This is a genomic window from Brevundimonas sp. MYb52 (genome assembly GCF_002979535.1).
Classification (GTDB): Bacteria; Pseudomonadota; Alphaproteobacteria; order Caulobacterales; family Caulobacteraceae; genus Brevundimonas.
Window position 1 is genome coordinate 17954 of the sequence record NZ_PCPB01000017.1, and the last position, 25320, is coordinate 43273.

At 68.4% G+C, this 25320-nt stretch carries 24 protein-coding genes; 19 read left to right on the forward strand and 5 right to left on the reverse strand.

From position 1 onward, the window contains the following. Positions 1-47 precede the first annotated feature (47 nt). The 4 genes from glpK (at position 48) to CQ039_RS14840 (ending at position 4005) form a co-directional block, all read left to right on the forward strand. Positions 48-1556: a glycerol kinase GlpK gene (glpK, locus tag CQ039_RS14825; protein ID WP_105564854.1), complete on the forward strand. Its 1509-nt coding sequence runs from the start codon at positions 48-50 to the stop codon at positions 1554-1556. Beyond that, positions 1553-2626, forward strand: a complete 1074-nt coding sequence (locus CQ039_RS14830; protein ID WP_105564848.1) for a phosphotransferase family protein — start codon at positions 1553-1555, stop codon at positions 2624-2626. The genes glpK and CQ039_RS14830 overlap by 4 nt, the downstream gene beginning before the upstream one ends. Before the next feature lie 91 nt (positions 2627-2717). Beyond that, entirely contained in the window at positions 2718-3188 is a 471-nt protein-coding gene (locus CQ039_RS14835) for an Rrf2 family transcriptional regulator (RefSeq protein ID WP_105564855.1), read from the forward strand. A 10-nt stretch (positions 3189-3198) separates the two neighbouring features. Continuing rightward, positions 3199-4005 (forward strand): SDR family oxidoreductase, encoded by an 807-nt coding sequence (locus CQ039_RS14840; protein ID WP_105564849.1) that lies wholly within the window; start codon positions 3199-3201, stop codon positions 4003-4005. Between the two features lie 3 nt (positions 4006-4008). Here the strand turns inward: CQ039_RS14840 and CQ039_RS14845 are convergent, their stop codons facing one another. Continuing rightward, on the reverse strand, positions 4009-4707 hold the full coding sequence (locus tag CQ039_RS14845) for a MarC family protein (RefSeq protein WP_105564850.1): 699 nt from the start codon (positions 4705-4707) through the stop codon (positions 4009-4011). Positions 4708-4806: 99 nt separating this feature from the next. On the opposite strand from CQ039_RS14845, the gene pyrF reads away from it, so the two are divergent. Next, a complete protein-coding gene (gene pyrF / locus CQ039_RS14850; protein WP_105564851.1) occupies positions 4807-5529 on the forward strand; it encodes an orotidine-5'-phosphate decarboxylase in 723 nt (240 codons plus the stop codon). A gap of 70 nt (positions 5530-5599) precedes the next feature. On the opposite strand, the gene CQ039_RS14855 is transcribed toward pyrF, so the two are convergent. Both CQ039_RS14855 and CQ039_RS14860 read right to left on the reverse strand, forming a co-directional pair. Continuing rightward, positions 5600-6466, reverse strand: a complete 867-nt coding sequence (locus CQ039_RS14855) for a hypothetical protein (RefSeq protein ID WP_105714866.1) — start codon at positions 6464-6466, stop codon at positions 5600-5602. Positions 6467-6559: 93 nt separating this feature from the next. Then, positions 6560-6808, reverse strand: a complete 249-nt coding sequence (locus CQ039_RS14860; protein ID WP_233190310.1) for a DUF1674 domain-containing protein — start codon at positions 6806-6808, stop codon at positions 6560-6562. Between the two features lie 85 nt (positions 6809-6893). Between CQ039_RS14860 and htpX the strand changes: the two genes are divergently transcribed. From htpX to pnp, 13 genes are all read left to right on the forward strand, one after another. Beyond that, complete coding sequence (gene htpX / locus CQ039_RS14865; RefSeq protein WP_105564574.1) at positions 6894-7856, forward strand: zinc metalloprotease HtpX; 963 nt, start codon at positions 6894-6896, stop codon at positions 7854-7856. A gap of 53 nt (positions 7857-7909) precedes the next feature. Continuing rightward, a complete protein-coding gene (gene trmB / locus CQ039_RS14870) occupies positions 7910-8653 on the forward strand; it encodes a tRNA (guanosine(46)-N7)-methyltransferase TrmB (protein ID WP_105564575.1) in 744 nt (247 codons plus the stop codon). A 108-nt stretch (positions 8654-8761) separates the two neighbouring features. Then, positions 8762-10687, forward strand: coding sequence for a methyl-accepting chemotaxis protein (locus tag CQ039_RS14875; protein WP_105564576.1), 1926 nt, complete (start codon positions 8762-8764; stop codon positions 10685-10687). Positions 10688-10824: 137 nt separating this feature from the next. Next, a complete protein-coding gene (gene rimP, locus CQ039_RS14880) occupies positions 10825-11421 on the forward strand; it encodes a ribosome maturation factor RimP (protein ID WP_105564577.1) in 597 nt (198 codons plus the stop codon). After that, positions 11421-13145, forward strand: a complete 1725-nt coding sequence (nusA, locus tag CQ039_RS14885) for a transcription termination factor NusA (RefSeq protein ID WP_105564578.1) — start codon at positions 11421-11423, stop codon at positions 13143-13145. The genes rimP and nusA overlap by 1 nt, the downstream gene beginning before the upstream one ends. An 18-nt stretch (positions 13146-13163) precedes the next feature. Continuing rightward, positions 13164-13868, forward strand: a complete 705-nt coding sequence (locus CQ039_RS14890; RefSeq protein WP_105564579.1) for an RNA-binding protein — start codon at positions 13164-13166, stop codon at positions 13866-13868. Between the two features lie 79 nt (positions 13869-13947). After that, positions 13948-16983, forward strand: a complete 3036-nt coding sequence (gene infB, locus CQ039_RS14895; protein ID WP_105564580.1) for a translation initiation factor IF-2 — start codon at positions 13948-13950, stop codon at positions 16981-16983. Positions 16984-17121: 138 nt separating this feature from the next. Beyond that, positions 17122-17646 (forward strand): hypothetical protein, encoded by a 525-nt coding sequence (locus tag CQ039_RS14900; RefSeq protein ID WP_105564581.1) that lies wholly within the window; start codon positions 17122-17124, stop codon positions 17644-17646. 5 nt (positions 17647-17651) lie between these two features. After that, positions 17652-18362, forward strand: a complete 711-nt coding sequence (locus CQ039_RS14905; protein WP_105564582.1) for a DUF2459 domain-containing protein — start codon at positions 17652-17654, stop codon at positions 18360-18362. Positions 18363-18423: 61 nt separating this feature from the next. Beyond that, a complete protein-coding gene (gene rbfA / locus CQ039_RS14910; RefSeq protein ID WP_105564583.1) occupies positions 18424-18897 on the forward strand; it encodes a 30S ribosome-binding factor RbfA in 474 nt (157 codons plus the stop codon). Further along, entirely contained in the window at positions 18897-19829 is a 933-nt protein-coding gene (truB, locus tag CQ039_RS14915) for a tRNA pseudouridine(55) synthase TruB (RefSeq protein WP_105564584.1), read from the forward strand. Before rbfA ends, truB begins: the two co-directional genes overlap by 1 nt. A 47-nt stretch (positions 19830-19876) precedes the next feature. Continuing rightward, positions 19877-20146: a 30S ribosomal protein S15 gene (rpsO, locus tag CQ039_RS14920; protein ID WP_105564585.1), complete on the forward strand. Its 270-nt coding sequence runs from the start codon at positions 19877-19879 to the stop codon at positions 20144-20146. 298 nt (positions 20147-20444) lie between these two features. Continuing rightward, on the forward strand, positions 20445-22676 hold the full coding sequence (gene pnp / locus CQ039_RS14925; protein WP_105564586.1) for a polyribonucleotide nucleotidyltransferase: 2232 nt from the start codon (positions 20445-20447) through the stop codon (positions 22674-22676). 252 nt (positions 22677-22928) lie between these two features. On the opposite strand, the gene CQ039_RS14930 is transcribed toward pnp, so the two are convergent. Beyond that, on the reverse strand, positions 22929-23384 hold the full coding sequence (locus tag CQ039_RS14930) for a hypothetical protein (RefSeq protein ID WP_105564587.1): 456 nt from the start codon (positions 23382-23384) through the stop codon (positions 22929-22931). A gap of 75 nt (positions 23385-23459) precedes the next feature. Then, positions 23460-24176, reverse strand: coding sequence for a ribonuclease PH (gene rph / locus CQ039_RS14935; protein ID WP_105564588.1), 717 nt, complete (start codon positions 24174-24176; stop codon positions 23460-23462). 50 nt (positions 24177-24226) lie between these two features. On the opposite strand from rph, the gene hrcA reads away from it, so the two are divergent. After that, positions 24227-25315 (forward strand): heat-inducible transcriptional repressor HrcA, encoded by a 1089-nt coding sequence (gene hrcA, locus CQ039_RS14940; protein WP_369831567.1) that lies wholly within the window; start codon positions 24227-24229, stop codon positions 25313-25315. Positions 25316-25320: the final 5 nt, after the last annotated feature.

Below are 25320 nucleotides of genomic sequence, written 5' to 3' on the forward strand. Positions count from 1 at the left end.
TTACGCGCGGACGCAGGCTCTGCATAACTCTCCTCATGCAAGCGAACATGATCCTCGCCATCGACCAGGGCACGACCTCGACGCGGGCCATCGCGTTTGAAGTCTCGTCGTCTGGTTCATTCAGCGCCGTCGCCGTCAGTCAGATCGAGTTGGCGCAGCACTTTCCGCAGTCGGGCTGGGTCGAGCATGACGCGGCCGAGATCTGGCGCGCGACGCTGCAGACCTGTCGCGAGGTGGTGAGGAAGGCGGGGGGCGTGGGCCGTTTCGCCGCCGTCGGCATCACCAACCAGCGCGAGACCTCGGTGCTGTGGGACGGGGCGACCGGCGAGCCCCTGCACCGCGCCATCGTCTGGCAGGACCGGCGCACGGCGGATGTGACCGCGCGGCTGGCGGCCGAAGGGCATGAGGCCAAGGTGCAGGGCGCGACCGGTCTGATCCTCGATCCCTATTTCTCGGCCTCGAAATATGCCTGGCTGCTGGACGCTGTGCCGGGGGCGCGGGAGCGGGCGGCCAAGGGCGAGGTCAAGCTGGGCACCATCGACGCCTGGCTGATCTGGAAGCTGACTGGCGGGCAAAGCCATGTCACCGACGCCACCAACGCCAGCCGCAGCAGCCTGATGGACTTGAAGACGCTGCAATGGCGCGATGATCTCTGCGACCTGTTCGACGTGCCGATGCAGGCCCTTCCTGAGATCCGGGGCTGCGCCGATCATCTGGGCGACTGCGACGCCAGCCTGCTGGGGCGGGCTCTGCCGATCCACGGCGCGGCGGGGGATCAGCAGGCGGCGCTTGTCGGCCACGGCGCGCTGGCGGCGGGCGACGCCAAGATCACCTATGGCACCGGGGCCTTTCTGGTGGCCAATGTCGGGGATCAGCCGGTGGCCTCGACCTCGCGCCTTTTGGGGACGCTGGGGTATGCCGCTGATGGCCATGTCGCCTATGCGCTGGAGGGGTCGATCTTCTCGGCCGGGTCGGCGATCCAGTGGCTGCGCGACGGGTTGAAGGTGATCTCGGACTCGCGTCAGTCCGAGGCCATGGCCCAGACCTTGAAGGACAATGGCGGGGTCTATCTGGTCCCCGGCTTCACTGGTCTGGGCGCGCCCTGGTGGAAGCCGGAGGCGCGCGGCACGGTCATCGGCCTGACCCGCGACAGCGGCCCGGCCCACTTCGTGCGGGCGGCGCTGGAGAGCCTGGCCTATCAGACCCGCGACCTGCTGGACGCCCTGAAGGCGGATGGCGCGCCGGCGCTGACGCGGCTCAAGGTCGACGGCGGCGTCACCGCCAACGCCTTCGCCATGCAGTTCGTCGCCGACATCTGCGAGGTCGAGGTGGAACGCCCCGCCTTCCAGGAGATGACGGCCATGGGGGCGGCGCGACTGGCGGCCTTCGGCGTCGGCCTGACTGAGGCCTTATGGACCGCGCCCGCCGAGGCCCCCGCTGTCTGGCGCCCGCGCATGGGCGAGGCGGAGCGGGCGCGGCTGTTGAAGGGCTGGCGCGGGGCGGTGAAGGCCGCCATCATCGCCGCCGCGCCGGATGATGGGGGAGACGCGGCATGACCGATCAACTGGACGCCCAATCCGCCTTTTCCGGCACGCGCGAGGTGGACGAACGCTATCGTCTGGACGTGGCGGCGCTGGACGCCTGGCTGGCGGCGAACGTCGAGGGCTATGCCGGACCGCTGACCATTCGCCAGTTCAAGGGCGGGCAGTCGAACCCGACCTATGAGCTGACCACGCCGGGTCGGACCTATGTGCTGCGCAGGAAGCCGCCGGGCGTCCTGCTGGCCAGCGCCCATGCGGTGGACCGCGAGTTCACCGTCATTTCGGCCCTCCACGCCCAAGGCTTTCCGGTGGCGCGCCCCTATGCTCTGTGCATGGATGAAGGCGTCATTGGTTCGATCTTCTATGTCATGGACAAGGTCGAGGGGCGGGTCTTCTGGGACCTGAAGCTGCCGGGGCTGACGCCCGCTGAACGCCGGGCTGTCTATGAGGCGCAGACGGACACGCTGGCGGCCCTGCACGCCTTTGACCCCGCCGCCATCGGCCTGGACGACTATGGCAAGCCGGGCAATTATTTCGCGCGTCAGGTCGGGCGCTGGACCAAGCAGTATCGGGCCTCGGAGATCGAGCCGATTGCGGCCATGGACCGGCTGATCGCCTTCCTGCCCGACAGCCTGCCGCCGGAGGGACCGACGCGGATCGTCCATGGCGACTTTCGCCTCGACAACATGATCCTCGCGCCCGATGCGGCCAGGGTGAGGGCGGTGCTGGACTGGGAGCTGTCGACGCTGGGCGACCCGATGGCTGACTTCTCCTATCTGCTGATCGCCTGGGTCATTCCGGCCAGTCTGAGGAATGGTCTGGCGGGAGCCGACCTGAAGGCCCTGGGCATTCCCTCGGTCGAGGAGACGGTCGCGCGCTACGCCGAAAAGACCGGGACGACGCCGCCCCAGAACCTCGACTGGCTGTTCGCCTACAACCTGTTCCGGCTGGCGGCCATCTGCCAGGGTATCGCCGGGCGGGTGCGCGACGGCACCGCCGCCAGCGCCCACGCCAGGACCATGGCGGCCCAGGTCGGACCCCTGTCGGACGCGGCCTGGAGCTTCGCCCAGAAGGCCGGGGCGTGAAGCTTGGCGATAATTAAAACAGTTTTTGTTGCGGTTAGATTTGTGAAACGGCGCCGGAAGCCCTACCTTCCGGTCTGGAGCATTGATCAAGATGTCTGACAGCCAAAAATTCCCCGTCGCCGCCCACGCCCTGGCCTATCTGGCCCACAAGGGCGCCTATTCGGCCGCCGACGCCGCGCCCAGCGCCATTCTGGCCGCCTCGGTGCCGACCAATCCGGTGGTCATTCGCCGGGTGACGGCCCTGCTGGCCAAGGCGGGACTGATCGCCACGCGCCCTGGCGCCTCGGGCGGGTCCTGGCTGCTGCGCCAGCCCGAGACCATTCGTCTGGACGAGGTGCTGAAGGCGGTGAACGGCTGCGCCCACCTGGGTTCGACCCCCGCCGGGGCCAAGGGCTGTCCGGTGGGCGAGCATATCCCCCGTCAGGTCGCCAAGGCCTTGACCGCCGCTGATCGAGCCGCCGGCGAGGCCCTGGCCAAGATCACCATCGCCGACCTGCTGGAGGCGGACCCCGCCTCGCTGCGCGACTTCGCGCCGCATTCATCCTGTCCCGTCGCCGCCTGACGCGCGTCGCTTGGGGGAGCATCGCAAGACCATCCTGATCACGGGAGCCAGCGCCGGCATCGGCGCGGCCCTGGCGCGTGAGTGCGCGATGCGGGGCTATGACCTGATCCTGACGGCCCGGCGCGAGGGGCCGCTGCAGGCCCTGGCCCAGGACCTGAGCGCGCGACAGGACGTGAGCGCCCATGTGATCACCGCCGATCTGGCCGAGCCGGGCGCGCCTGTGACCCTGGTCAAGGCTATCGCCGCGCGCGGCCTGACCGTTGACGGCCTGATCAACAATGCCGGCTTCAGCCGCACCACGGGCTTTCTCGACACCGATCCGGCCGACCACGCCGCCATGATCCGCGTCATGCTGACCGCGCCGGTCGAGCTGTCGCGACTGCTGCTGCCGGGCATGGTGGCGCGCGGCTGGGGTCGGGTGCTGAACGTGGCCTCGCTGGCCGGCCAGATGCCGGCGACGGGCGGCGACACGCTTTATGGACCGATCAAGAGCTTCCTGATCAAGGCGTCGCAGGGGCTGTGGCTGGAGACGCAAGGGACCGGGGTGCACGTCACGGCCCTGTGCCCCGGCTATACCTATACTGAGTTCCACGACGTCAACGGCTCGCGCGAGCAGGTGTCGAACGCCTATCCCAAGTGGATGTGGATGGAGGCCGACCGCGTGGCCCGCATCGGCTGGGACGCGGTCGAGACCAATCGGCCGCGCGTCACGCCGGGTGTCATGAACAATGTGCTGGCGGGGCTGGGCGGGATGCTGCCCGACGCCCTGGCGCTGAAGATGGTCGGCGGTCACGCCAAACGGCTGGACCGCCTTTAGGCCCTAGTGACCGCCGGCGGGGTAGGGGGCGGTGACGCCCAGGCTGAACATGCCGGGGATGGCCTCGCCCAGGCCGGCGATGATGAACTGGATGGCCAGGGCGCACAGGATCAGGCCCAGGACCCGCACCACGATGGCCATGCCGACGTCGCCAAGGATGCGGCTGATCGGGCCGGTGGCGGCGAAGCAGAAGAAGGTGACGAGGCAGGCGGCGACCATGGCCGTCAGCGAGGCGGCCGTGCCCGCCGCGCCCAGCTTCTGGGCCTCGCCGGCGTTGATGATGATGGCCGAGATGGCGCCGGGGCCGATCATCAGCGGAATGGCGAAGGGCACGATCAGGCGCTTGAAGCGGCGCTTGGCGTAGCCGCGCACGTCCTTGGCGTCGGTCACGGCGTCGGCGTCGGCGAAGATCTTGAGGAAGTCCTCGCGCGCCATGTCGAGGCCGAGCAGCAGCAGCAGGATGCCGCCGGCGATGCGGAAGGCGGCCAGGGAGATGCCGAAGAACTGCAGCAGGCCCAGGCCGGTGAAGAAGAAGAAGGCCAGGAAGGCGACCGCGAAGGCGCAGATCATGGCCGAGACGCTGATGCGCTGCCGCAGGGAGGCCCCGGCGGTGGCGGCGGCGAAGATCGGCACATTGCCGATGGGGTCCAGCAGCGCGAACAGCGCCACGAACAGGTTGACCCCCAGATCGACCGCGTTCATTGCTTGCCCCCGCCCTTAAATCCCGCCGCGCAACCCCGCGACCCTTGGTCTCACCTATCGGGGCATCCGCGCGCGCCTGCAACCCGCCGAGAGCCGGAAATGTCGCCAGACCGCCCTAATCGCCCCTTTGACCCGCGCGTCATCTGCGCTCTGGACGTGCCGACGATCGAGGAGGCGCGGGCCCTGGTCGAGCGGATCGGCGACGCGGTCGGTTTCTACAAGGTCGGGCTGCAGCTGTTCGCCTCGGACGGCATGGGGCTGGCGCGCGAGCTGAAGGCGTCGGGCGCACAGGTGTTCCTGGACTGGAAGCTGCATGACATCGGCGCGACGGTGGAGAAGGCGACGGCGGTGCTGGCCCATGCGGGCTGCGACCTGCTGACCGTCCACGCTCGGCCTCAGGTCATGGCGGCGGCGGCGCGCGGGGCGGCGGGGTCGGACCTGAAGATTCTGGGCGTCACCGTCCTGACCAGCCTGACCGAAGAGGATCTGAAGGCGGACGATCACAGCCTGTCGGCGGCGGACCTGGTCGAACTGCGGGTGCGTCAGGCGCTGGAGGCGGGCATCCACGGCGTGGTGTCCAGCCCGCATGAGGCGAGCCGCGTGCGCGAGATCGCGATGGCGGCCGGCCGCGAGGACTTCCTGATCGTGACGCCGGGCGTGAGGCCCACGGGCGCCGCCCTGGATGATCAGGCGCGGGCGGCGACCCCGGCCAGCGCCCTGGAAGCCGGGGCGACCCATCTGGTGGTCGGGCGTCCGATCACGGCGGTGGCTGATCCGCGGGCGGCGGCGCAAGCCATCACCGCCGAGATCGCGCTGATCTGAGCGCCCGCAACCCATTGATCCACGTGAAACAAAAAGGGCGGCCTCCGCGTGGGGGCCGCCCTTTGTCATATCAGCCCCGCTCGCCGGGCTCCTGCATATAGGGCCGCTCGGTCGGCGAGCGGTGATGCGGGGGAGGCGGGGGTGGAGGCGGCGCGTCGGGCACGGCATAGTAGCCCTGCTCGAAGTTGACGACCGGAGGCGCGGTCTCGACGCGCGGGGGAGCCACGTGGACCTGGGGCTGGGCGACCTCGACCTGGGCCGGGGCGACGCGGACGTCGGCGGGGGCCACATAGACGGGCGGCGGGGCGACATGGACGCGGGCCGGTTCGACATAGACCGGGGCCGGCTGCACATAGACCGGCGGGGATTCCACATAGACCGGCGGCTGCGAGACATAGACCGGGGGCTGGCTCACATAGACCGGCTCGGGGCGGTAATGGACCGGCTGGGGCGGCGGGCCGCAGCGGCAATCCGAGGCGTAGCCGCCTTGCTGGTAATAGCCCTGTTGATACTGGCCCTGTTGATATTGTCCCTGCGAATACTGGTTCTGCTGGTAGCCGCCGCGCGACCAGGGATAGCGCCCGTAGCCGTCGACGACATAGCCATAGGGCATGGAGCGGGTCACGCCGCTGTAGCCGTAGCCGCCGTGGCGGATCGGTTGTTGCGGCGGGGCGACGACGACGGGCGGGCGATAGCCGGCGCCGCCGTAACCATAGCCGTAGCCATAGGCCTCCACCGGGCCGTAGCCGCCCTGCCAGCCGCTGTCGCTGTAATAGGTCTGGACGCGGCTCTCGACGATGGGGCCGCGCTGGGCCCCGGCATAGGCCTGTTGGGCGTAGCCGGAGGCGGCGTTGTGGCGGACATGGCGCGTCTGCGCCTCAGCGGTTCCGGCGGCGAGCAGGGCCGCGCCGACAGCAATATACAGAACAGCCTTCATGGCCACGCTCCTTGTTTCAGCCGCAAAGGTTAACGCGGTTTGCGTCAGAGCGTTCAATATTCTCCCGATACGCGAGCGACGGGGCGTTCCAGCTCAGAAATCGACGGCCAGACCCTTCTTTTCCCAGTCGCCGTAGCGGGTCGGTTCGGGGCCGCGCGGACCGCCGTGTTCGGTGTCCAGAACCACCTCTTCGCTCGCCTTGCGACGTTCGGCCGCTTCCAGCAGGGCGCGACGCGCGATCTCGCTCAAAGGCCGCTCCGGGGTGGCGTGGGGCACGTCGGCGTTGAAGGCGGGGGCCGTTTCAACATCGTCAGCGGCTGGCGGGGTGGGCTGTTCGGTCACAGGGGGTCTGCCTTGAGGGCGAGGAAACACGGCCTCACATAGACGTTCAGGACTTCTTCGCCACCCCTGACGCCGCCTGGACCGCATGAACCATCTCAAGACCTTCGCCCTGCTGGCCATGATGACCGCCCTGTTCATGGGTTTGGGCTATCTGATCGGCGGCGCGATGGGCATGGCCATCGCCCTGGCCGTGGCGGCGGCGATGAACCTGTTCAGCTACTGGAACGCCGACAAGATCGTGCTGAAGATGTACAGGGCCCAGGTGGTGGACGAGACCCATCCCAACGCCGTGGTCCGGGCCTATGTCGCCGACGTCAAGCAGATGGCGACGGACGCAGGCCTGCCCCTGCCGACCATCACCATCATCCCCAACGACCAGCCCAACGCCTTCGCCACTGGCCGTAATCCGCAGAACGCCGCCGTGGCCGCGACCAGCGGCCTGCTGGACATGCTGACGCGTGAAGAGGTGAGGGGCGTGATGGCCCACGAACTGGCCCATGTGAAGAACCGCGACACCCTGACCATGACGGTCACGGCGACGGTGGCGGGCGCCATCGCCATGCTGGCCAATTTCGCGCTCTTCTTCGGCGGCGGCGACGACCGCGAGCGTCCTGGCGGTCTGATCGGGACCATCGCCCTGATGCTGCTGGCGCCCATGGCGGCGGGGCTGGTGCAGATGGCCATCAGCCGCGCCCGCGAATATGAGGCCGACCGGGTCGGCGCCGAGATCGCCAATGATCCGCACGCCCTGGCCTCAGCCCTGCAGAAGATCGAGGCCTATGCCCGCGGGGCGGTGAATGTCCCGGCCGAGCGCAATCCGGCCACGGCCCATATGTTCATCATCAATCCCTTGAACGGGAAGGGGGCGGACAACCTGTTCTCGACCCACCCGGCCACTGGCAACCGCGTCCGCGCCCTGATGGAGTTGGGGACGAAGATGGGCATGAACCGGCGTCCGGCGGCGGCGCCCGTGGCGGCGAGGCGTCCTTCGACCAGCGTGCCGGCCACCCCCTCGACGCCGACAACGCCGCGCGGTCTCTGGGGCTAGATGGGGGCTGATCGACTTTGCGCCGTCGGGCGTAAACGGCTAGAGCGCGCGCCATGACCGACAAGTCCGACCCCGCCGATCTGCCCGCCTTCGACGCCGACCGCCCCGAGTGGGCCCAGGCCCACGGCCCGCTGCGCTCGTTCGGGCGCATCAAGTCGCGGCCGATCAAGGCGCGTCAGGCGGCCCTGTTCGACACCCTGATGCCGCAGATCGCCGTGCCGGACCCAAGCAAGGGCCCGATCGACCCGCAGAGCCTGATGCCGGGCGCCAAGCAGGCCTGGCTGGAGATCGGCTTTGGCGGCGGCGAGCACCTGGCCGAACAGGCGGCGCGCAACCCCGACGCCCTGATGATCGGCTGCGAGCCCTTCCTCAACGGCGTGGCCTCGGCCTTGCGCCATGTGGAAGAGGGCGGTCTGAAGAACGTGCGCCTGCACGCCGACGACGCCCGTGCGGTGATGACGGCCCTGCCGGACGCCTCGCTGGACCGGGTGATGATCCTGTTCCCCGACCCCTGGCACAAGGCGCGCCACAACAAGCGCCGCCTGTTGCAGGACGAGACGGCGGTCGAGATCGCCCGCCTGTTGAAGCCCGGCGGTCGGGTTCGCTTCGTCACCGACTGGCTGGACTATGCCGAGTGGGCGCTGGAGCGGCTGGCGCGCACGCCGGGCCTGACGCGGATCGAGGCTGAAGGCGCTGACTGGTTCGCCGTGCCGGCCGATCACGTCGTCACCCGCTATGAGGAAAAGAAGCTGGGCGACACCACGCCGATCTTCCTCGAGTTCGAGCGTCAGGCCTAAGACCTTAGTCGTAAGGGCCGCTACGCAGGGGTTTCTACGCAGGGCGGATTTTCCTCGACGTTTACCGGCGTTCTTCATCCTGACCCTGACAGTCAGGGGATATGACGAATGCGTAGTTTGACGATCGGCGGCAGGGTGAACCTGCTGTCGGTGCTGGCGGTGGCCGGCCTGCTTTTGGTGACGGGCCTCTCTCTGATGAAGCTCGACGGCGTGATGCGCGCCGAGATCGCCGACCGGACCAAGAAGACGGTCGAGGTCGCCCATAGCGTCGTGTCCCATTATCAGGCCCAGGAACAGCTGGGCGTCATGACGCGGCCCCAGGCCCAGGCGGCGGCCCTGTCGACCCTGCGCGCCCTGCGCTATGGCCAGGACGACTATTTCTGGGTCAACGACATGCAGCCGCGCATGGTCATGCACCCCTTCAGCCCGCAGCTGGAGGGTCAGGACCTGAGCACCAAGACCGACGCCGACGGCGTCTTCATGTTCCGCGAGATGACCGAGATCGCCCGTCGCGACGGCGCCGGCTTCCTCAACTACCGCTGGGCCAAGCCGGGTCAGGAAGAGCCGGCCTCCAAGGTCTCCTACGTCAAGGCCTTCGCGCCCTGGGGCTGGGTGGTCGGCTCGGGCGTCTATACGGATCAGATCGTCGCCGCCGTGGCGCGCGCGGCCCTGACCCTGGGCGGCATGGCGCTGCTGGTGGCGCTGGCCATGGGCGTGGCCGGCTGGAGGCTGGGCCGTTCGGTCGCCGGGCCGGTCGCAGCCCTGGCCGACCGCATGAAACGTCTGGCCGAGGGCGACAAGACCGCCCCCATTCCGGGCCTGGCCCGCCATGACGAGATCGGCCGCATGGCCGGAGCCCTGGAAGTGTTCCGCGACGCCGCCATCGCCAATGAGCGCCTGGAAGTCGAAGCCGCTGTCGCGAGACAGGAGGCCGAGGAAGAGCGCGCCCGCGTCGAGGCCGAGAAGGCCCGTATCGCCGAGGAAGACCGCGTGGCCGTCACCGCCCTGGGCCAGGGTCTGCAGGCCATGGCCAACGGCGACCTGACCCATCGGATGACCGCCCAGGTGGCGCAGCGTTCGGAACAGCTGAAGACCGACTTCAACACCGCCATCGCCCAGCTGGAACAGGCCGTGGCCGTGGTGGTCGACAATGTCGCCGCCATCCGTTCGGGCTCCAGCGAAATCAGCCAGGCCTCGGACGACCTGTCGCGCCGCACCGAGCAGCAGGCCGCCAGCCTGGAAGAAACCGCCGCCGCCCTGGATCAGATCACCGCCACGGTGAACAAGACCGCCGACGGCGCCCGTCAGGCGTCGGGCGTGGTCCAGTCGGCGCGCGGCGACGCCGAAAAGAGCGGCGTCATCGTTCGCGATGCGGTCCAGGCCATGAACGCCATCGAGCAGTCTTCGGCTGAAATCGGCAATATCATCGGCGTGATCGACGAGATCGCCTTCCAGACCAATCTTCTGGCTCTGAACGCCGGGGTCGAAGCCGCCCGTGCGGGCGATGCGGGGCGCGGCTTCGCCGTGGTCGCCTCGGAAGTTCGGGCCCTGGCGCAACGTTCGGCGGAAGCGGCCAAGGAGATCAAGACCCTGATTTCCGCCTCGGGTCAGCAGGTCGGCGCCGGCGTCAACCTGGTGGGTCAGACGGGCGAGGCCCTGCAACGCATCGTCAGCCGCGTGGCCGAAATCGACGGTCTGGTAAGCGAAATCTCGGCCTCGGCCCAGGAGCAGGCCACCGGCCTGCAACAGGTCAACACCGCCGTGAACCAGATGGATCAGGTCACCCAGCAGAACGCCGCAATGGTCGAGCAGTCGACCGCCGCCAGTCATTCGCTGTCGCAAGAGGCCGACATTCTGGCCGCCTCGGTGTCGCGTTTCCGCACCGGTCAGGCCGCAGCCCCCGTCGCGCCCAAGCCGGCGTCGGTGCGCGCGCCGCAGCCGGTGGCCCAGACAGTCGCGGCCCTGCGCAGCACCGGCGGCGCCGCCCGCAAACCGGCCCTGGCCGTGGTCACGGACGGCTGGGAGGAGTTCTGAAGGTCTGACGACGGCGGGGGCTGACACGGCCCCCGCTTTCGCCTATATGACCGCTCACATCGTTAGACCGGCGTCCAACGGCGTCGTTTCAAGCGGCGGCCCGGACGGACCGCCGCTTTTGTATTTGGACCTGACCCTTGCGCGCCAAGACCGCTGAAGACCGCGCCCTGCTGGAGATGATCGACCCCGTGGCCGAGAGCCTGGGGTTGGCCGTCGTGCGCGTGCGCCTGATGGGCGGCACCCTGCGTCGCCGCCTGCAGATCATGGCCGAGCGCGTGATCGACAACGACATCTCGGTCGAGGAATGCGCCCGTCTGTCGCGCGCCGTGTCGGAAGTGTTCGACGCCGCCGACCCGATCTCGGGCGAGTACCTGCTGGAGGTGTCGTCGCCCGGCATCGACCGGCCGCTGACCCGCCTGCTGGACTTCCAACTGTTCGAAGGCTTTGAGGCCCGTCTGGAAACCGACCGCATGGTCGAGGGCCGCAAACGCTTCAAGGGCGTGCTGGCCGGCGTCGAGGGCGAGAATGTCGCCATCGATCTGGACGGCGAGGACGATACGGCCCTGATCCCGTTTGAATGGGTTGCGGACGCCAAGTTGGTGCTGACCGACGAACTGCTGAAGCGCGGCGCGGCTCTGCGCGCGGCGCGCGGCGAACCCGAAGACGACGGCCTGCCGGAAGGCGCGGCTGAAGACGAACAAACCAACCCGACCTCGACCAAGGACAAAGCCTGATGGCCGTCACCGGTATTTCCGCCAACCGTCTCGAACTGCTCTCGATCGCCGACGCCGTCGCGCGTGAGAAGAACATCGACAAGGAAATCGTCATCGAGGCGATCGAGGAGGCGATCCAGAAGGGCGCCAAGTCGCGCTACGGCGCCCATCACGACATCCGCGCCAAGATCGACCACAAGACCGGCGAGCTGTCGCTGACCCGCCACGTCACCATCGTGCCCGACGACTGGCAGCCGGAAGATGAGCTGGAAGAGTTCAACGACAGCGCCATGGTGCGCCTGAACGACGCCTCCAAGCGCGACCCGGAAGCCGAGGTCGGCAAGGAATACATCGAGGTCCTGCCGCCGTTCGAGTTCGGCCGCGTCCAGACCCAGATGGCTCGCCAGGTCGTGACCGGCAAGGTCCGTGAGGCCGAGCGCGCCAACCAGTACGAAGAGTTCAAGGATCGCGTCGGCGAGATCGTCAACGGCACGGTCAAGCGCGTCGAATACGGCAACACCATCGTCGACCTGGGCCGTGGCGAAGGCATCATGCGCCGCGACCAGTCGATCCCGCGCGAAGTCTTCAACGTCGGCGACCGCGTCCGCACCTACATCTATGACGTCCGTCCCGAGGCCAAGGGCCCGCAGGTCATGCTGAGCCGCGCCCATCCGGGCTTCATGGCCAAGCTGTTCGCCCAGGAAGTGCCGGAAGTCTATGACGGCGTGATCGAGATCCGCGCCGCCGCTCGCGACGCCGGTTCGCGCGCCAAGATGGCCGTCCTGTCGAACGACAGCTCGATCGACCCTGTCGGCGCCTGCGTCGGCATGCGCGGCTCGCGCGTTCAGGCGGTCGTCGCCGAACTGCAGGGCGAGAAGATCGACATCATCCAGTGGAACGACGACGAGCCCACCTTCATCGTCAACGCCCTGGCCCCGGCCGAAGTGGCCAAGGTGGTCATGGACGAAGACGCTGACCGCGTCGAAGTCGTGGTGCCGGACGAACAGCTGTCGCTGGCCATCGGCCGTCGCGGCCAGAACGTGCGCCTGGCCTCGCAGCTGACCGGCTGGCAGATCGACATCATCACCGAAAGCCAGGACTCGGAGCGTCGCCAGAAGGAGTTCGCCGAGCGGACCGCCCTGTTCCAGGAAGCCCTGGACGTCGACGAAACCATCGCCCAGCTGCTGGTCACCGAAGGCTTCGCCACGGTCGAGGACCTGGCCTTCGTCGAATCCTACGAAGTCTCCGAGATCGAAGGCTTCGACGAGGACACCGCCGAAGAACTGCAGACCCGCGCCCGTGAGTTCCTGGACCGCAAGGCCGCCGAACTGGACGCCAAGCGCGTGGCCCTGGGCGTCGAGGACGACGTCCTGAACGTTCCGGGCGTGACCGGCGCCATCGCCGTCGCCCTGGGCGAAGGCGGTGTGAAGACGGTCGAAGACCTGGCCGACCTGGCCACCGACGAAATCCGCGGCGGCTATGAAGTCCGCAACGGCGAGCGCGTGAAGGTTCCGGGCGTGCTGGAGAGCTTCAACCTGTCGCAACAGGACGCCGAGCTGCTGATCCTGCAGGCCCGCGTGGCCGCTGGCTGGATCGACGCTTCGGAACTGCCGCAGGTCGAAGAGCCCGAGTATGAGGAAGAAATCTTCGCCGAAGCCGGTGAAGAGGGCGCCGAATACGCGGCTGAAGCCGTTGATGTCGATGCGGAGGTCTTCGCCGAAGACCTCGAGCCGTCGCAAGACTGATGGGAGCCGCAACCGTCCATGACCCCGAACGAGGCGCTGATCGATAGAGACCGTCAGGACCTGGTGACCCGCCAGGTTCTCGATGAATCTCGCCTGATCCGCTTCGTGCCGGCGCCGGACGGCTCGGTCGCGCCCGATCTGGCGCGCAAGCTGCCCGGCCGCGGCCTCTGGGTCGCCGCCGACCGCGCCTCGATCGAGACGGCGGTGAAGAAAAACCTGTTCGCCCGCTCGGCCAAGGCGCCGCTGAAACCGGCGGCGGACCTGGCGGATCTGGTCGAGAAGCTGCTGGTGCGGCGCTGTCTCGACCAACTGGGCCTTGCCCGGCGCGAAGGCGTGCTTATCTCTGGCTTCGAAAAGAGCGCCGCCGCCATTCGCGGCGGGCGAGCGGCCTGGGTCATCGAGGCGGCGGACGGGTCCGCCGACGGTCGAGGCAAGCTTCTGGCCCTGGCGAAACACCCGTCCCCGGCGCCCAAAATCTGCGGCGCATTCACGGCGGACGATTTGAGTTTGGCCCTTGGGCTGGAAAATGCGATACACGCCGTCCTGCTGCAAGGCGGGCGAGCTGATCGTTGGACCCTTGAGGTCGAGCGACTGGCGGGATTTCGGCCTCTGCGTCCAGAGAGCTGGCGCCGGAACGGCCCCGGCGACGGCGCCGAGGACGACCGGGGCGAGACCCCGGAACGAGAGCCTGAGGCTTTTGGCGGGCGAGGACCTGTTTCCTGACAAGGGAGCGGGACCACGCCCGGCTATGGGTGTTTGACGAGACGATGGCGGAATTCTCCGCCCCGAGTAAAGCGACCGGATGAGCGACGAAAACGACAAGACCGAAGACGGTAAGACCCCTGCCAACGCGCCTTCTCAAACGGGGCCGCGCGCTCCGCTGAGCCTGAAGCCGCGCGCTGCGGGATCGGTCTCGACCGGCACCGTGAAGCAGAGCTTCAGCCATGGACGGTCCAAGACCGTGGTCGTCGAGACGAAGCGTCGCGCCGGCGCTGCGCCTGGACATCAGCGTCCGCAGGGCTTCGACGTCTCGCGTCCGCGCGCCGATCAGGGCGGCTCCAACGCGCCGCGCAGCAATGCGCCGCGCGGCGGTCCGGCCGGCGGCGCCCTGTCGGTCGAGGAACAGGAGGCGCGTCGCCGCGCCATCGCCCTGGCCACCCAGGCTCAGGCTGAACGCGCCCGCGCCGCCGACGCCGAGAAGGTCGCTCGCGAAGCCGCTCAGCGCGATCAGGCCGCCGCCGCCGAGAAGGCTGCCGAGGCCGCCCGCGCCGAAGCCGCCGCCGCCAAGGCCGCCGCTGACGCCGCTCGCGCCGAAGCCGCCAAGCTGACGGCCGCCGCGCCGCCGGCCGCCCCGGCCAAGCCCGCCGCGCCCAAGGTGGAACTGCCCAAGGTCGAGCTGCCCAAGCCGATCGTTCCGGCGCCGACGCCCGCGCCGACCCCGGCGCCGGTTGCTCCGGCCCCGCGTCCGGCTGCGCCGGCGCGTCCGGTGGTCAACTTCGGCCAGCGCGCACCCAAGATTCCGACCGGCCGCGCGCCGATCGAGCGCCCTGCTTTCGGCGGCCGTTCGGCTCGCGAACAGGCCATGGGCGACGGCGATCGTCCGCAGTCCGACCGTCCGCAGGCTTCGGACCGTCCGCAAGGCGCTCGTCCCCAGGGCGATCGTCCGCAGGGCGCCCGTCCGGCCGCCAGCCAGACCGTCCGCTATTCGGCTCTGAACCCGAAACCGGCGCCCGGCGCCGCTCGTCCTGGCGCGGCCCGCACCGGCCCCGGCGGCCGTCCGGCCCCGAACGCCCCGCCGGCCACGCCGGACGTGGCCCGTCCCAGCCGCGCGCCCGGCGCCGGCTTCGGCCGTCCGGTCCGTCCCGAGGACGACCGCGACAAGCGCTTCTCTGACGCCGGCAAGGCCGTCAGCCGCACGCGTGGCGAACCCAAGCGCCGTGAAGGCCGCCTGACCATCCAGTCGGTCGCCGGCGACGGCGACACCGCCGAGCGCATGCGCTCGCTGGCTTCGGTCCGCCGCGCCCGCGAACGCGAGAAGGAAAAGCGCAAGGGCGGGTCCACCGACGAGCCGCGTACGGCGCGTGAAGTGGTCATCCCCGACGTCATCACCGTGCAGGAGCTGTCCAACCGGATGGCCGTCCGCGGCGTCGACATCATCAAGTTCCTGATGCGTCAGGGCATGATGATGAAGATCAACGACGTGATCGACTCCGACACCGCCGAACTGGTGGCCGAAGAGTTCGGCATGACCGTCAAGCGCGTGTCGGAATCCGACGTCGAAACCGGCTTCATCGCCGAGGCCGACGACGAGGACGCCACCACGCCGCGTCCGCCGGTCGTGGCCATCATGGGCCACGTCGACCACGGCAAGACCAGCCTGCTGGACGCCCTGCGCACCACGGATGTGGCCGCAGGCGAAGCCGGCGGCATCACCCAGCACATCGGCGCCTATCAGGTGCGCCTGGAAGACGGCCAACGCGTCACCTTCCTGGACACCCCGGGCCACGCCGCCTTCTCGGCGATGCGGGCGCGCGGCGCCACCGTCACCGACATCGTGGTCCTGGTCGTGGCCGCCGACGACGGCGTCATGCCGCAGACGATCGAAGCCATCCGTCACGCCAAGGCGGCCGACGCGCCCCTGATCGTCGCGGTCAACAAGATCGACAAGCCGGACGCCAACTCGCAGAAGATCGTCAACGAGCTGCTGCAGCACGAAGTCATCGCCGAAAGCCTGGGCGGCGACACCCAGATCATCGAGGTGTCGGCCAAGAACCGCATCAACCTCGACGGTCTGATCAACGCCATCCTGCTGCAGGCCGAGGTCATGGACCTGCGTGCCAACCCGGACCGTTCGGCCGAAGGCGTGGTCATCGAGGCCAAGCTGGACAAGGGCCGCGGCCCGGTCGCCACCGTCCTGGTCAAGCGCGGCACGCTGAAGCGCGGCGACATCGTCGTGGCCGGCTCCGCCTGGGGCAAGGCGCGCGCCCTGCTGGACGAACGCAATGCTCAACTGACCGAAGCCGGTCCCTCCGTCCCGGTCGAGATCCTCGGCCTGTCGGAAGCGCCGTCGCCGGGCGACGTCTTCGCCGTGGTGGAGAGCGAGGCTCGCGCCCGTGAACTGACCGAGTATCGCGAGCGTGCGCGCCGCGAGAAGAACCAGGTCTCGGGCGGATCGGTCTCGCTGGTCGACATGATGTCGAAGCTGCAGTCCAAGAAGGTCAACGAACTGCCGGTCGTCATCAAGGCGGATGTGCAGGGTTCGGCCGAAGCCATCGTTGGCTCGCTGGAGAAGATGGGCAACGACGAAGTCCGCGCCCGCACCGTCTATTCGGGCGCCGGCGGCATCACCGAGAGCGACGTCAACCTGGCCAAGTCGGCCGGGGCGCCGATCCTCGGCTTCAACGTCCGTGCGTCCAAGCAGGCGCGCGATCTGGCTGAGCGTGAAGGCGTCGAGATCCGCTACTACTCGATCATCTACGACCTGCTGGACGACATGAAGGGCGTGCTTTCGGGCATGCTGGCGCCGCTCCAGCGCGAAACCTTCCTCGGCAACGCCAAGGTGCTGCAGGTCTTCGACATCACCAAGATCGGCAAGATCGCCGGTTGCCGGGTGTCGGAAGGCGTGGTCCGCAAGGGCGCGCGCGTCCGCATCATCCGCGACGACGTGGTGGTGCTGGAACTGGGCGTGCTCAACACGCTCAAGCGCTTCAAGGACGAGGTCAACGAAGTGCCCTCGGGCCAGGAATGCGGCATGCAGTTCCAGGGCTTCCAGGACATCAAGGAAGGCGACTACATCGAGTGCTTCACCGTGGAATCGGTCAAGCGCACGCTGGACTAGGCCGTCAGGGTCTGTCCAAGGCATCAGGGCGCGGTCTCGCAAGGGACCGCGCCTTTTGTCTTTGGGCGAGGCTTCACGACGGCGGCCGGCCCGTCTAGGGTCCGCGGGTCGCCGGGGGGCGTTCATCGAGGGGCCGCCATGCGTCGCCACATCTTGCCTGTGATCCTGGTCGCCGCCTCGGCCCTGGCCGGGTCCGCTGCCGCCGACACCCGCTTTCTGGCCTTTGACGCCCGCGATCGCACGACCCAGGCCCTGACGCGCGGCGTGACCCTGGAGGTCGAGCGCGGCCTGTTCGGGGCCGTGGCCGTGCGCAATCTGTTTTCCAGCACCTCGCGCGGGTCGGCCCGGTTCGAGCGTGGCGGTCCCGACGCGGTGCGTCGCGCCCTGCCGGCGGGCGCCAGCGAGAGCGGCGTCTATTCCATTGTGCAGGAAGGCGACGGACGCGGCCTGTCGCGCGCCCTGTGTCCAGGAGCGGAAGAGAGCTGGCTGGTGATCGGCCGGGTCAAGGCGGGGCGTCCCATGACCATGCAGGCGGTGGGCCGCTGGAGCGACGGTCAGTATCGCCACTGCGTCGAGCTGAACTACGACTATCGCGGCGAATGGGCGACGCAGCAGGGCAATAGCCCGGCGCGAGACGCGCCCGTGGCCTACGGCCCGAACTGAGGATCATGACGCCGCCGGGCCGGTTCCTGCTGGCGGGCCTGATCGGGCTGGCTGCAGCCCTGTGGACCCTGACCCGGCCGGGCGACGCGGCCCTCTATCCGGCCTCGCCCGATGAGGCGGGGGTGACGGTCTATCTCCTCGACAACGGCTTCCACACCGACCTGGCCGTGCCGCGCACGGCCTTGCTGATGGGAGGCGGGCCCCTGGCCGAGGCCACGGCGCGCCTGGCGCCCGGCGACTGGGTGCTGATCGGCTGGGGCGACGCGGTCTTCTATGTCGATCAGAGCCCGATTTCGGGACGATTGGCCGACGGCGCGCGAGCCTTCTTCAAGCCGGGCAACGCCTCGGTCATCATGCTGGACCCCGAAGCGGGCGATCCGGCGCGGCGCTTTCGCGCCGAGGATCGTCAGGTCCTGAGGCTGTCGTCGGCCGGCATGGCGGCCTTGCGGGGGCGGGTGCAGGCCTCGCTGGCGACCGATGCGGCGGGCGGTCCGGTGTTGACGGCCGTCCGGCCCGGAGATGACGCGCGTTTCTTCGCCAGCCGCGAGACCTTCTGGATCGGCCATCTGTGCAACCACTGGACGGCGGACCTGCTGTCGGCGGCGGGCCTGCCGATCCGGCCTTTGCGCGCCATGACCTCTGGCGAGGTGATGCGGACGGCCGCCCGCGCCGAGCGCGATGCGGCCAAGCTGGACTTGCAGCCCGTCCGCGACTAGACCGCGCCCTTCGCTTTTTTAGCCGGCGTCCGATCCCCGGCGAGCGACAAGGGAGGCCGCCATGAGCCGCAAACAGCATACCCGTAACGCCACCGGTCCCCAGGGGCCCTCGCAGCGCCAACTGCGCGCCGGCGAACTGATCCGTCACGCCCTGGTCGACGTGCTGCGCGAGAACGCGATCCACGACGAGGCCCTGCTGGGCGTATCGATCACCGTGACCGAGGTGCGGCTGTCGCCGGATCTTCGTCACGCCACCTGCTTCGTCGAGCCCCTGGGCGCCGGCGTCGAGAGCGCCGAGACGGCGGGCCAGGAGTCGGTGATCATCAAGGCCCTGAACACCCACGCCAAATTCCTGCGTGGCCAGTTGGGCCGCCACATCGACATGAAATACACCCCGGACCTGAAGTTCCGCCACGACGAGAGCTTCGAGGCGGCCAGCTATATGGACCGGCTGATGGCCGACCCGCGCATTCGCGCCGACCTGGCGCGTTCCGACGAACCGGAAGAAGGCGCGGCAGGGTCGGGCGAAGACTGATGGCGCGCCGCAAGAAGGGCGAGATCGTCAACGGCTGGATCTGCCTCGACAAGCCGTTCGAGGTGGGCTCGACCGAGGCGGTGACCAAGGTCCGCCGTCTGTTCGACGCCCAGAAGGCGGGTCACGCAGGGACGCTGGACCCTCTGGCCTCGGGCATCCTGCCCATCGCCCTGGGGGAGGCGACCAAGACGGTGCCCTTCATGATGGACGCCGAGAAGGTCTATCGCTTCACCATCCATTGGGGCATTTCCACCGACAGCATCGACCGCGAGGGCGAGATCACCGGCCGCTCCGACGTGCGGCCCTCGGTCGAGGCGGTCAGGGCGGCCCTGCCGACCTTCGTCGGCGAGATCGACCAGGCGCCGCCCCAGTTCTCGGCCATCCGCGTCAACGGCGAGCGCGCCTATGATCTGGCCCGCGACGGCGTGCAGTTCGAGCTGGAGACCCGCAAGGTGGTGATCCACGAGGCCGCGGTGACCGACGCGCCGGACGCCGACCACGTCGAGATCACCATGAGGACGGGCAAGGGCGTCTATGTCCGATCCCTGGCCCGCGACCTGGCCGCCATGCTGGGCGCCGAAGGGCATGTTTCGGCCCTGCGGCGCGAGCGGGTGGGGCCGTTCTCGACCGAGAACGCCGTCACTCTGGATTTTCTCGTCGATCTGGCGCATAAGGGCGCCGCCTTGGAAGGCTTGCTGCCCGTTTCGACCGCTCTGGACGACATCCCGGATCTGGCCGTTACGGAACAGGACGCCTTCTCGCTGAGGCAGGGACGGCCGATCGTTCTGCTCCCCCGTCAGGTTGAAACCTTGAAGAGTCAGCTATCCGCCGGCTCGCGCACGGTGTCGGCCTTCGTGGGAGAGACCCTGGTCGCGCTCTGCACCATGCGGGCCGGACGGCTAGAACCCGACCGTGTTTTCAATCTCCCCTAGCGCTCGTTTTCGAGCGGCGCGACAGGGCTCCAACATGGAGATCTACGATGTCGATTACGGCTCAACGCAAGGGCGAAGTCATCGCTGACAACGCTCGTTCGGCTGCAGACACCGGCTCGGCCGAGGTCCAGGTCGCGATCCTTTCGGAACGCATCGCCAACCTGACCGAGCACTTCAAGACCCACAAGAAAGACAACCACTCGCGTCGCGGCCTTCTGAAGATGGTCTCGCAGCGTCGTCGTCTTCTGGACCACCTGACCAAGGTTGATCGCGCGCGTTACACCGCTCTGATCACCAAGCTGGGCCTGCGTCGCTAAGGCGGCCGACCGGCAGCGGAAAGAATTCTCGAGGCGCGGGCGGACACGTCCGCGCCTCGTTCCGCACCTAGAGCACTTCCCTGTGAGGCGGATCGTGGTTCGCTTCGGGAGTGTGACGACCAAGAGCTTCCTGCGCGCCGCAGGTCTTTAACGGCGCAGACGCGAGGGCCAGGATGGTTCTTGCACCACCCTCCGGACGCGATGGCGCGACCGGGTTTTCGGGGACCAAGGGACGGAACAGCCCGAGGCTCCACACACCCCCGCCGGGAATACGCCCGCGGGAGACGAAAGAAGAAAAATGTTCGATATCAAACGCAAGACGATCGAGTGGGCCGGCCGCCCGCTGACGCTGGAAACCGGCCGCATCGCCCGTCAGGCTGACGGCGCCGTTCTGGCGACCTACGGCGAGACCGTGGTCCTGGCCACCGTCGTCTATGGCCGCCAGCCCAAGCCGGGCCTGGATTTCTTCCCGCTGACCGTCAACTACCAAGAGAAGACGTTCGCCGCCGGCAAGATTCCGGGCGGCTACTTCAAGCGTGAAGGCCGTCCGTCGGAAAAAGAGACCCTGGTCTCGCGCCTGATCGACCGTCCGATCCGCCCCCTGTTCGTCAAGGGCTTCAAGAACGAGACCCAGGTCGTCATCACCGTGCTGCAGCACGACATGGAAAACGATCCGGACGTCCTGGGCATGGTCGCCGCCTCGGCCGCCCTGACCATTTCGGGCGTGCCCTTCATGGGCCCCATCGGCGCCGCGCGCGTCGGCCTGATCGACGGCGAGCTGGTGCTGAACCCGGCCGTTGACCAGATGGGCGAGAGCTCGCTGGACCTGGTCGTCGCCGGTACGCAAGACGCCCTGATGATGGTCGAATCCGAAGCCAAGGAGCTGTCGGAAGAGAAGATGCTCGAGGCCCTGATGTTCGCACACGCGGGCATGCAGCCGGTCATCGACGCCATCATCGACCTGGCCGAACACGCCGCCAAGGAACCCTTCGACTTCCAGGCCGAAGACCACTCCGACGTCGTCGCCTCGATCAAGAAGCTGGTCGGCGAGGACATCAAGGCCGCCTACGCCCATCCGGGCAAGTATGAGCGCCGTTCGGGCGTCGACGCGGCCAAGAAGACCGCCGCCGCCGCCCTGGTGAAGACCGACGAGAACCCCGAGGGCGTTGACAGCTCCAAGTTCTCGGCCGCCTTCAAGGAATGTGAAGCCGACGTCCTGCGTCGCGACATCATCGAGAACGCGCACCGCGTCGACGGCCGCGCCCTCGACAAGGTCCGCGCCATCGTTTCGGAAGTCGGCGTCCTGCCGCGCACCCACGGTTCGTCGCTGTTCACGCGCGGCGAAACCCAGGCCCTGGTCGTCGCCACCCTCGGCACCGGCGAGGACGAGCAGTACATCGACAGCCTGCAGGGCACCTACAAGGAGTCCTTCCTGCTGCACTACAACTTCCCCCCCTATTCGGTGGGTGAAGCGGGCCGCATGGGTTCGCCCGGCCGTCGCGAAATCGGTCACGGCAAGCTGGCCTGGCGCGCGATCCGTCCGATGCTGCCGACCAAGGAAGACTTCCCCTACACCATCCGTCTGGTCTCCGAGATCACCGAGTCCAACGGCTCGTCCTCGATGGCCACGGTCTGCGGATCGTCCCTGGCCCTGATGGACGCCGGCGTGCCGCTGGTCCGTCCGGTCTCGGGCATCGCCATGGGTCTGATTCTGGAGCCGTCGGGCGAGTTCGCCATCCTGTCGGACATCCTGGGTGACGAAGATCACCTGGGCGACATGGACTTCAAGGTCGCCGGCACGTCGGAAGGCATCACCAGCCTTCAGATGGACATCAAGGTCGCCGGCATCACCAAGGAGATCATGGAACAGGCCCTGACGCAGGCTTCGGCCGGCCGTCTGCACATCCTCGACGAAATGTCGAAGGCCATGGACGCCCCGCGCGCCGAGCTGGGCGAGCACGCTCCCAAGATCGAAACCATCAAGATCCCGGTCGACAAGATCCGTGAAGTGATCGGTTCGGGCGGCAAGGTCATCCGCGAGATCGTCGAGAAGACCGGCGCCAAGATCGACATCGGCGATGACGGCACCATCAAGGTCGCCGCCAACGACCAGGAGAAGATCGACGCCGCCAAGGCCTGGATCCAGTCCATCGCCTCGGAACCCGAGCTGGGCATGATCTACTCCGGCAAGGTCGTGAAGGTCGTCGACTTCGGCGCCTTCGTGAACTTCTTCGGCGCCAAGGACGGCCTGGTCCACGTGTCCCAGATCGCTCTGGAACGCGTCGCCAACCCGGCCGACGTCCTGTCGGAAGGCCAAGAGGTCAAGGTCAAGTTCCTGGGCTTCGACGATCGCGGCAAGACCAAGCTGTCGATGAAGGTCGTCGATCAGGAAACCGGCGAAGACATCACCGACAAGATCAACGCCGAGCGCGCTGAACGCGGTGAAGCCCCGCTGTCGGAAGACACCGGCGGCCGTCCCAAGCGTGAAGGCGATCGCGGTGGCGATCGTGGCCGTCGCCGTCGCGACTAGGCCTCACGGTTGAAATGAAGAAGGCCCCGCTGGAAACAGCGGGGCCTTTTTCTTAGGGCGCTATCGCGCGCGACGCGGCCGCGCGCTGCTTGAGCGCGTTTCTCCCTTCCCTTCATGGGGAGGGTGGCTGAGCCCGCAGGGCGAAGTCGAGTGGGGGCGCCTTCGCTGATTGGCCGCCGCGCCCGGTATCACCACGCCCTCACCACCCGGTTGCTACGCGACCACCCTCCCCATGAAGGGGAGGGAGAGGGATCAGTTGGCGCATTCTTTGGGCTTGGCCTCGTCCGCCCCATACATGGCGCAGGAGCGGTCGATCTCGCCCTGGATCATGTCGCAGGGGTTGGCGCTGTTGCACGGCGGACGGGTCGCGGGGCTGACAGCGATGCAGCGTTCGACCAGACGTTTTGAGCGGGCCTCGCCGATCTCGGCCAGGCAGGAGCCGGGCTCCCCGACAGGCGTGACGGCGGGCGTCTCGGTTTTGGTCGGCTCAGGTTCCGGCGCGACGGCTTCTGGCTTGAGATCAGGCTTGGGCTTGGGCGGCGAGACCGGCGCGGGCGCGTCCTTGAGCGGCACGGCGTCGATTGGTTCCTGCGACAGCCGGGTGTCCACGCCCGCGGGCTGCGGCGGTTCGGCGGGCGCGGGCTGGCCGCAACCGGTCAGCAGGGCGGCCGTCAGGGCCAGAAGAGAGGCGGCGAGGGCGGGGCGCATGAGGCAGTCTCCGTTCGCGGGAGACGCCACCATGCCTTGATCGGCCCTCGCGGCCTAGTCTTCGATATGGGCGGCCTACTTGGCCAGGGCGGCGCGTTGCAGGGCGAACAGTTCGGCGCAGCCGATGCCGGCCAGTTCGAACAGGCGGTCGAACTCGGGACGCGAGAAGCCGCGCTTCTCGCCGGTGGCCTGGATTTCGACGATGCCGCCGGCGCCGGTCAGGACGAAGTTGGAATCGGCCTCGGCGGTGGAGTCTTCCTCATAGTCGAGGTCCAGAACCGGCAGGTCGTTGAAGATGCCGCACGACACGGCCGCGACCTGATCGATGATGGGGTCGGCCTTCAGCACGCCCTCGTCCTTGAGATAGTTGAGCGCCACAGCCATGGCCACCCAGGCGCCGGTGATCGAGGCGGTGCGGGTGCCGCCGTCGGCCTGGATGACGTCGCAGTCGATCAGGACCTGACGCTCGCCCAGGGCCTTGAGGTCGACCACGGCGCGCAGGCTGCGGCCGATCAGGCGCTGGATTTCCTGCGTGCGGCCCGACTGCTTGCCGGCGGCGGCTTCGCGACGGCCGCGCGTGTGGGTGGCGCGGGGCAGCATGCCGTATTCGGCCGTGACCCAGCCCTGGCCGGTGTTGCGCATCCAGCCCGGCACCTTTTCCTCGATCGAGGCGGTGCACAGCACCTTGGTGTGGCCGAACGAGACCAGGCACGAGCCCTCGGCATAGCGGTTGACGCCGGTCTCCAGCGTGACGGTGCGGAGTTGTTCGGGGGTGCGTTCAGACGGGCGCATGGGATTTCCTTGGAACCAGAGCAGGGCGTGCTTATCCTGAAAGCGTGAGCCTGTATGCCCCCCATCCGTCGCCGTTCGGAAGCGCCCCCGCTGGCCTGGGGACGTTGGACGCGCGCGCGCGCGACATCTTCCGTCGCATCGTCGAGACCTATCTGGAGACGGGCGAGCCGGTCGGGTCGCGCACCATCTCACGCGGGGGGCTGGCCCTGTCGCCGGCCTCGATCCGCAACACCATGCAGGATCTGACCCTGGCGGGCCTACTGGCCTCGCCCCACACCTCGGCGGGACGGGTGCCGACCCACGCGGGGTTGCGCCTGTTCGTCGACGGTCTGCTGGAGGTCGGGGACATCGGCCAGGACGAGCGGCGCGAGATCGACGCCCGCCTGGCGGGGAAGGGCCGCAACTTTGAGGAGGCGCTGGACGCCGCCACCAACCTGCTGTCCGGCATGGCCGGCGGGGCGGGCATCGTCGCCAGCCCGGTGCGCGACGCAGGCGTCAAGCACGTCGAGTTCGTGGCCCTGGGCCATGATCAGGCCCTGGCCGTTCTGGTCGGGGACGACGGCACGGTCGAGAACCGGTTGATGCCCCTGTCGGCGGGGGTGACGCCCTCGACGCTGAGCGAGGCTTCCAACTTCCTCAACGCCCGGCTCAAGGGTCGCCCCCTGGCCGAGGCGCGCACCGAGATGAGCGCCGAACTGGACGCCGCCCGGTCGGAACTGAACGCCGCCGCCGCGCGCCTGGTCGAGGATGGTCTGGCCGCCTGGTCGGGCGGGGGCGAGCGGGATCGGGCCCTGATCGTGCGCGGCCGCGCCAACCTGTTGCAGGACGCGCAGGCGCTCGAGGATCTGGAGCGGGTCCGCGTCCTGTTCGACGATCTGGAGCAGAAGGAACAGCTGATCGGCCTTTTGGACGGGGTCGGCGCGGCCCAGGGCGTGCGCATCTTCATCGGCGCCGAAACACGCTTGTTTTCGCTTTCGGGTTCCGCCGTGATCGCGGCGCCCTATATGACGGGTCGGCAGCGGATGCTGGGCGCCATCGGCGTCATCGGCCCTGCAAGACTGAACTATGCCCGTGTCATACCGTTGGTGGATTACACCGCCCGGGTGCTGGGGCGGATTCTGGACGGACAAGAGACGTGAACGAC

Excerpts from the sequence above, each read along its gene's own strand:
- glpK (WP_105564854.1), top strand. The coding sequence starts at position 48 with ATGATCCTCGCCATCGACCAGGGCACGACCTCGACGCGGGCCATCGCG.
- CQ039_RS14830 (WP_105564848.1), top strand. The coding sequence starts at position 1,553 with ATGACCGATCAACTGGACGCCCAATCCGCCTTTTCCGGCACGCGCGAG.
- CQ039_RS14835 (WP_105564855.1), top strand. The coding sequence starts at position 2,718 with ATGTCTGACAGCCAAAAATTCCCCGTCGCCGCCCACGCCCTGGCCTAT.
- CQ039_RS14845 (WP_105564850.1), bottom strand. The coding sequence starts at position 4,707 with ATGAACGCGGTCGATCTGGGGGTCAACCTGTTCGTGGCGCTGTTCGCG.
- pyrF (WP_105564851.1), top strand. The coding sequence starts at position 4,807 with ATGTCGCCAGACCGCCCTAATCGCCCCTTTGACCCGCGCGTCATCTGC.
- CQ039_RS14855 (WP_105714866.1), bottom strand. The coding sequence starts at position 6,466 with ATGAAGGCTGTTCTGTATATTGCTGTCGGCGCGGCCCTGCTCGCCGCC.
- htpX (WP_105564574.1), top strand. The coding sequence starts at position 6,894 with ATGAACCATCTCAAGACCTTCGCCCTGCTGGCCATGATGACCGCCCTG.
- trmB (WP_105564575.1), top strand. The coding sequence starts at position 7,910 with ATGACCGACAAGTCCGACCCCGCCGATCTGCCCGCCTTCGACGCCGAC.
- CQ039_RS14875 (WP_105564576.1), top strand. The coding sequence starts at position 8,762 with ATGCGTAGTTTGACGATCGGCGGCAGGGTGAACCTGCTGTCGGTGCTG.
- nusA (WP_105564578.1), top strand. The coding sequence starts at position 11,421 with ATGGCCGTCACCGGTATTTCCGCCAACCGTCTCGAACTGCTCTCGATC.
- CQ039_RS14890 (WP_105564579.1), top strand. The coding sequence starts at position 13,164 with ATGACCCCGAACGAGGCGCTGATCGATAGAGACCGTCAGGACCTGGTG.
- infB (WP_105564580.1), top strand. The coding sequence starts at position 13,948 with ATGAGCGACGAAAACGACAAGACCGAAGACGGTAAGACCCCTGCCAAC.
- CQ039_RS14900 (WP_105564581.1), top strand. The coding sequence starts at position 17,122 with ATGCGTCGCCACATCTTGCCTGTGATCCTGGTCGCCGCCTCGGCCCTG.
- CQ039_RS14905 (WP_105564582.1), top strand. The coding sequence starts at position 17,652 with ATGACGCCGCCGGGCCGGTTCCTGCTGGCGGGCCTGATCGGGCTGGCT.
- rbfA (WP_105564583.1), top strand. The coding sequence starts at position 18,424 with ATGAGCCGCAAACAGCATACCCGTAACGCCACCGGTCCCCAGGGGCCC.
- truB (WP_105564584.1), top strand. The coding sequence starts at position 18,897 with ATGGCGCGCCGCAAGAAGGGCGAGATCGTCAACGGCTGGATCTGCCTC.
- rpsO (WP_105564585.1), top strand. The coding sequence starts at position 19,877 with ATGTCGATTACGGCTCAACGCAAGGGCGAAGTCATCGCTGACAACGCT.
- pnp (WP_105564586.1), top strand. The coding sequence starts at position 20,445 with ATGTTCGATATCAAACGCAAGACGATCGAGTGGGCCGGCCGCCCGCTG.
- CQ039_RS14930 (WP_105564587.1), bottom strand. The coding sequence starts at position 23,384 with ATGCGCCCCGCCCTCGCCGCCTCTCTTCTGGCCCTGACGGCCGCCCTG.
- rph (WP_105564588.1), bottom strand. The coding sequence starts at position 24,176 with ATGCGCCCGTCTGAACGCACCCCCGAACAACTCCGCACCGTCACGCTG.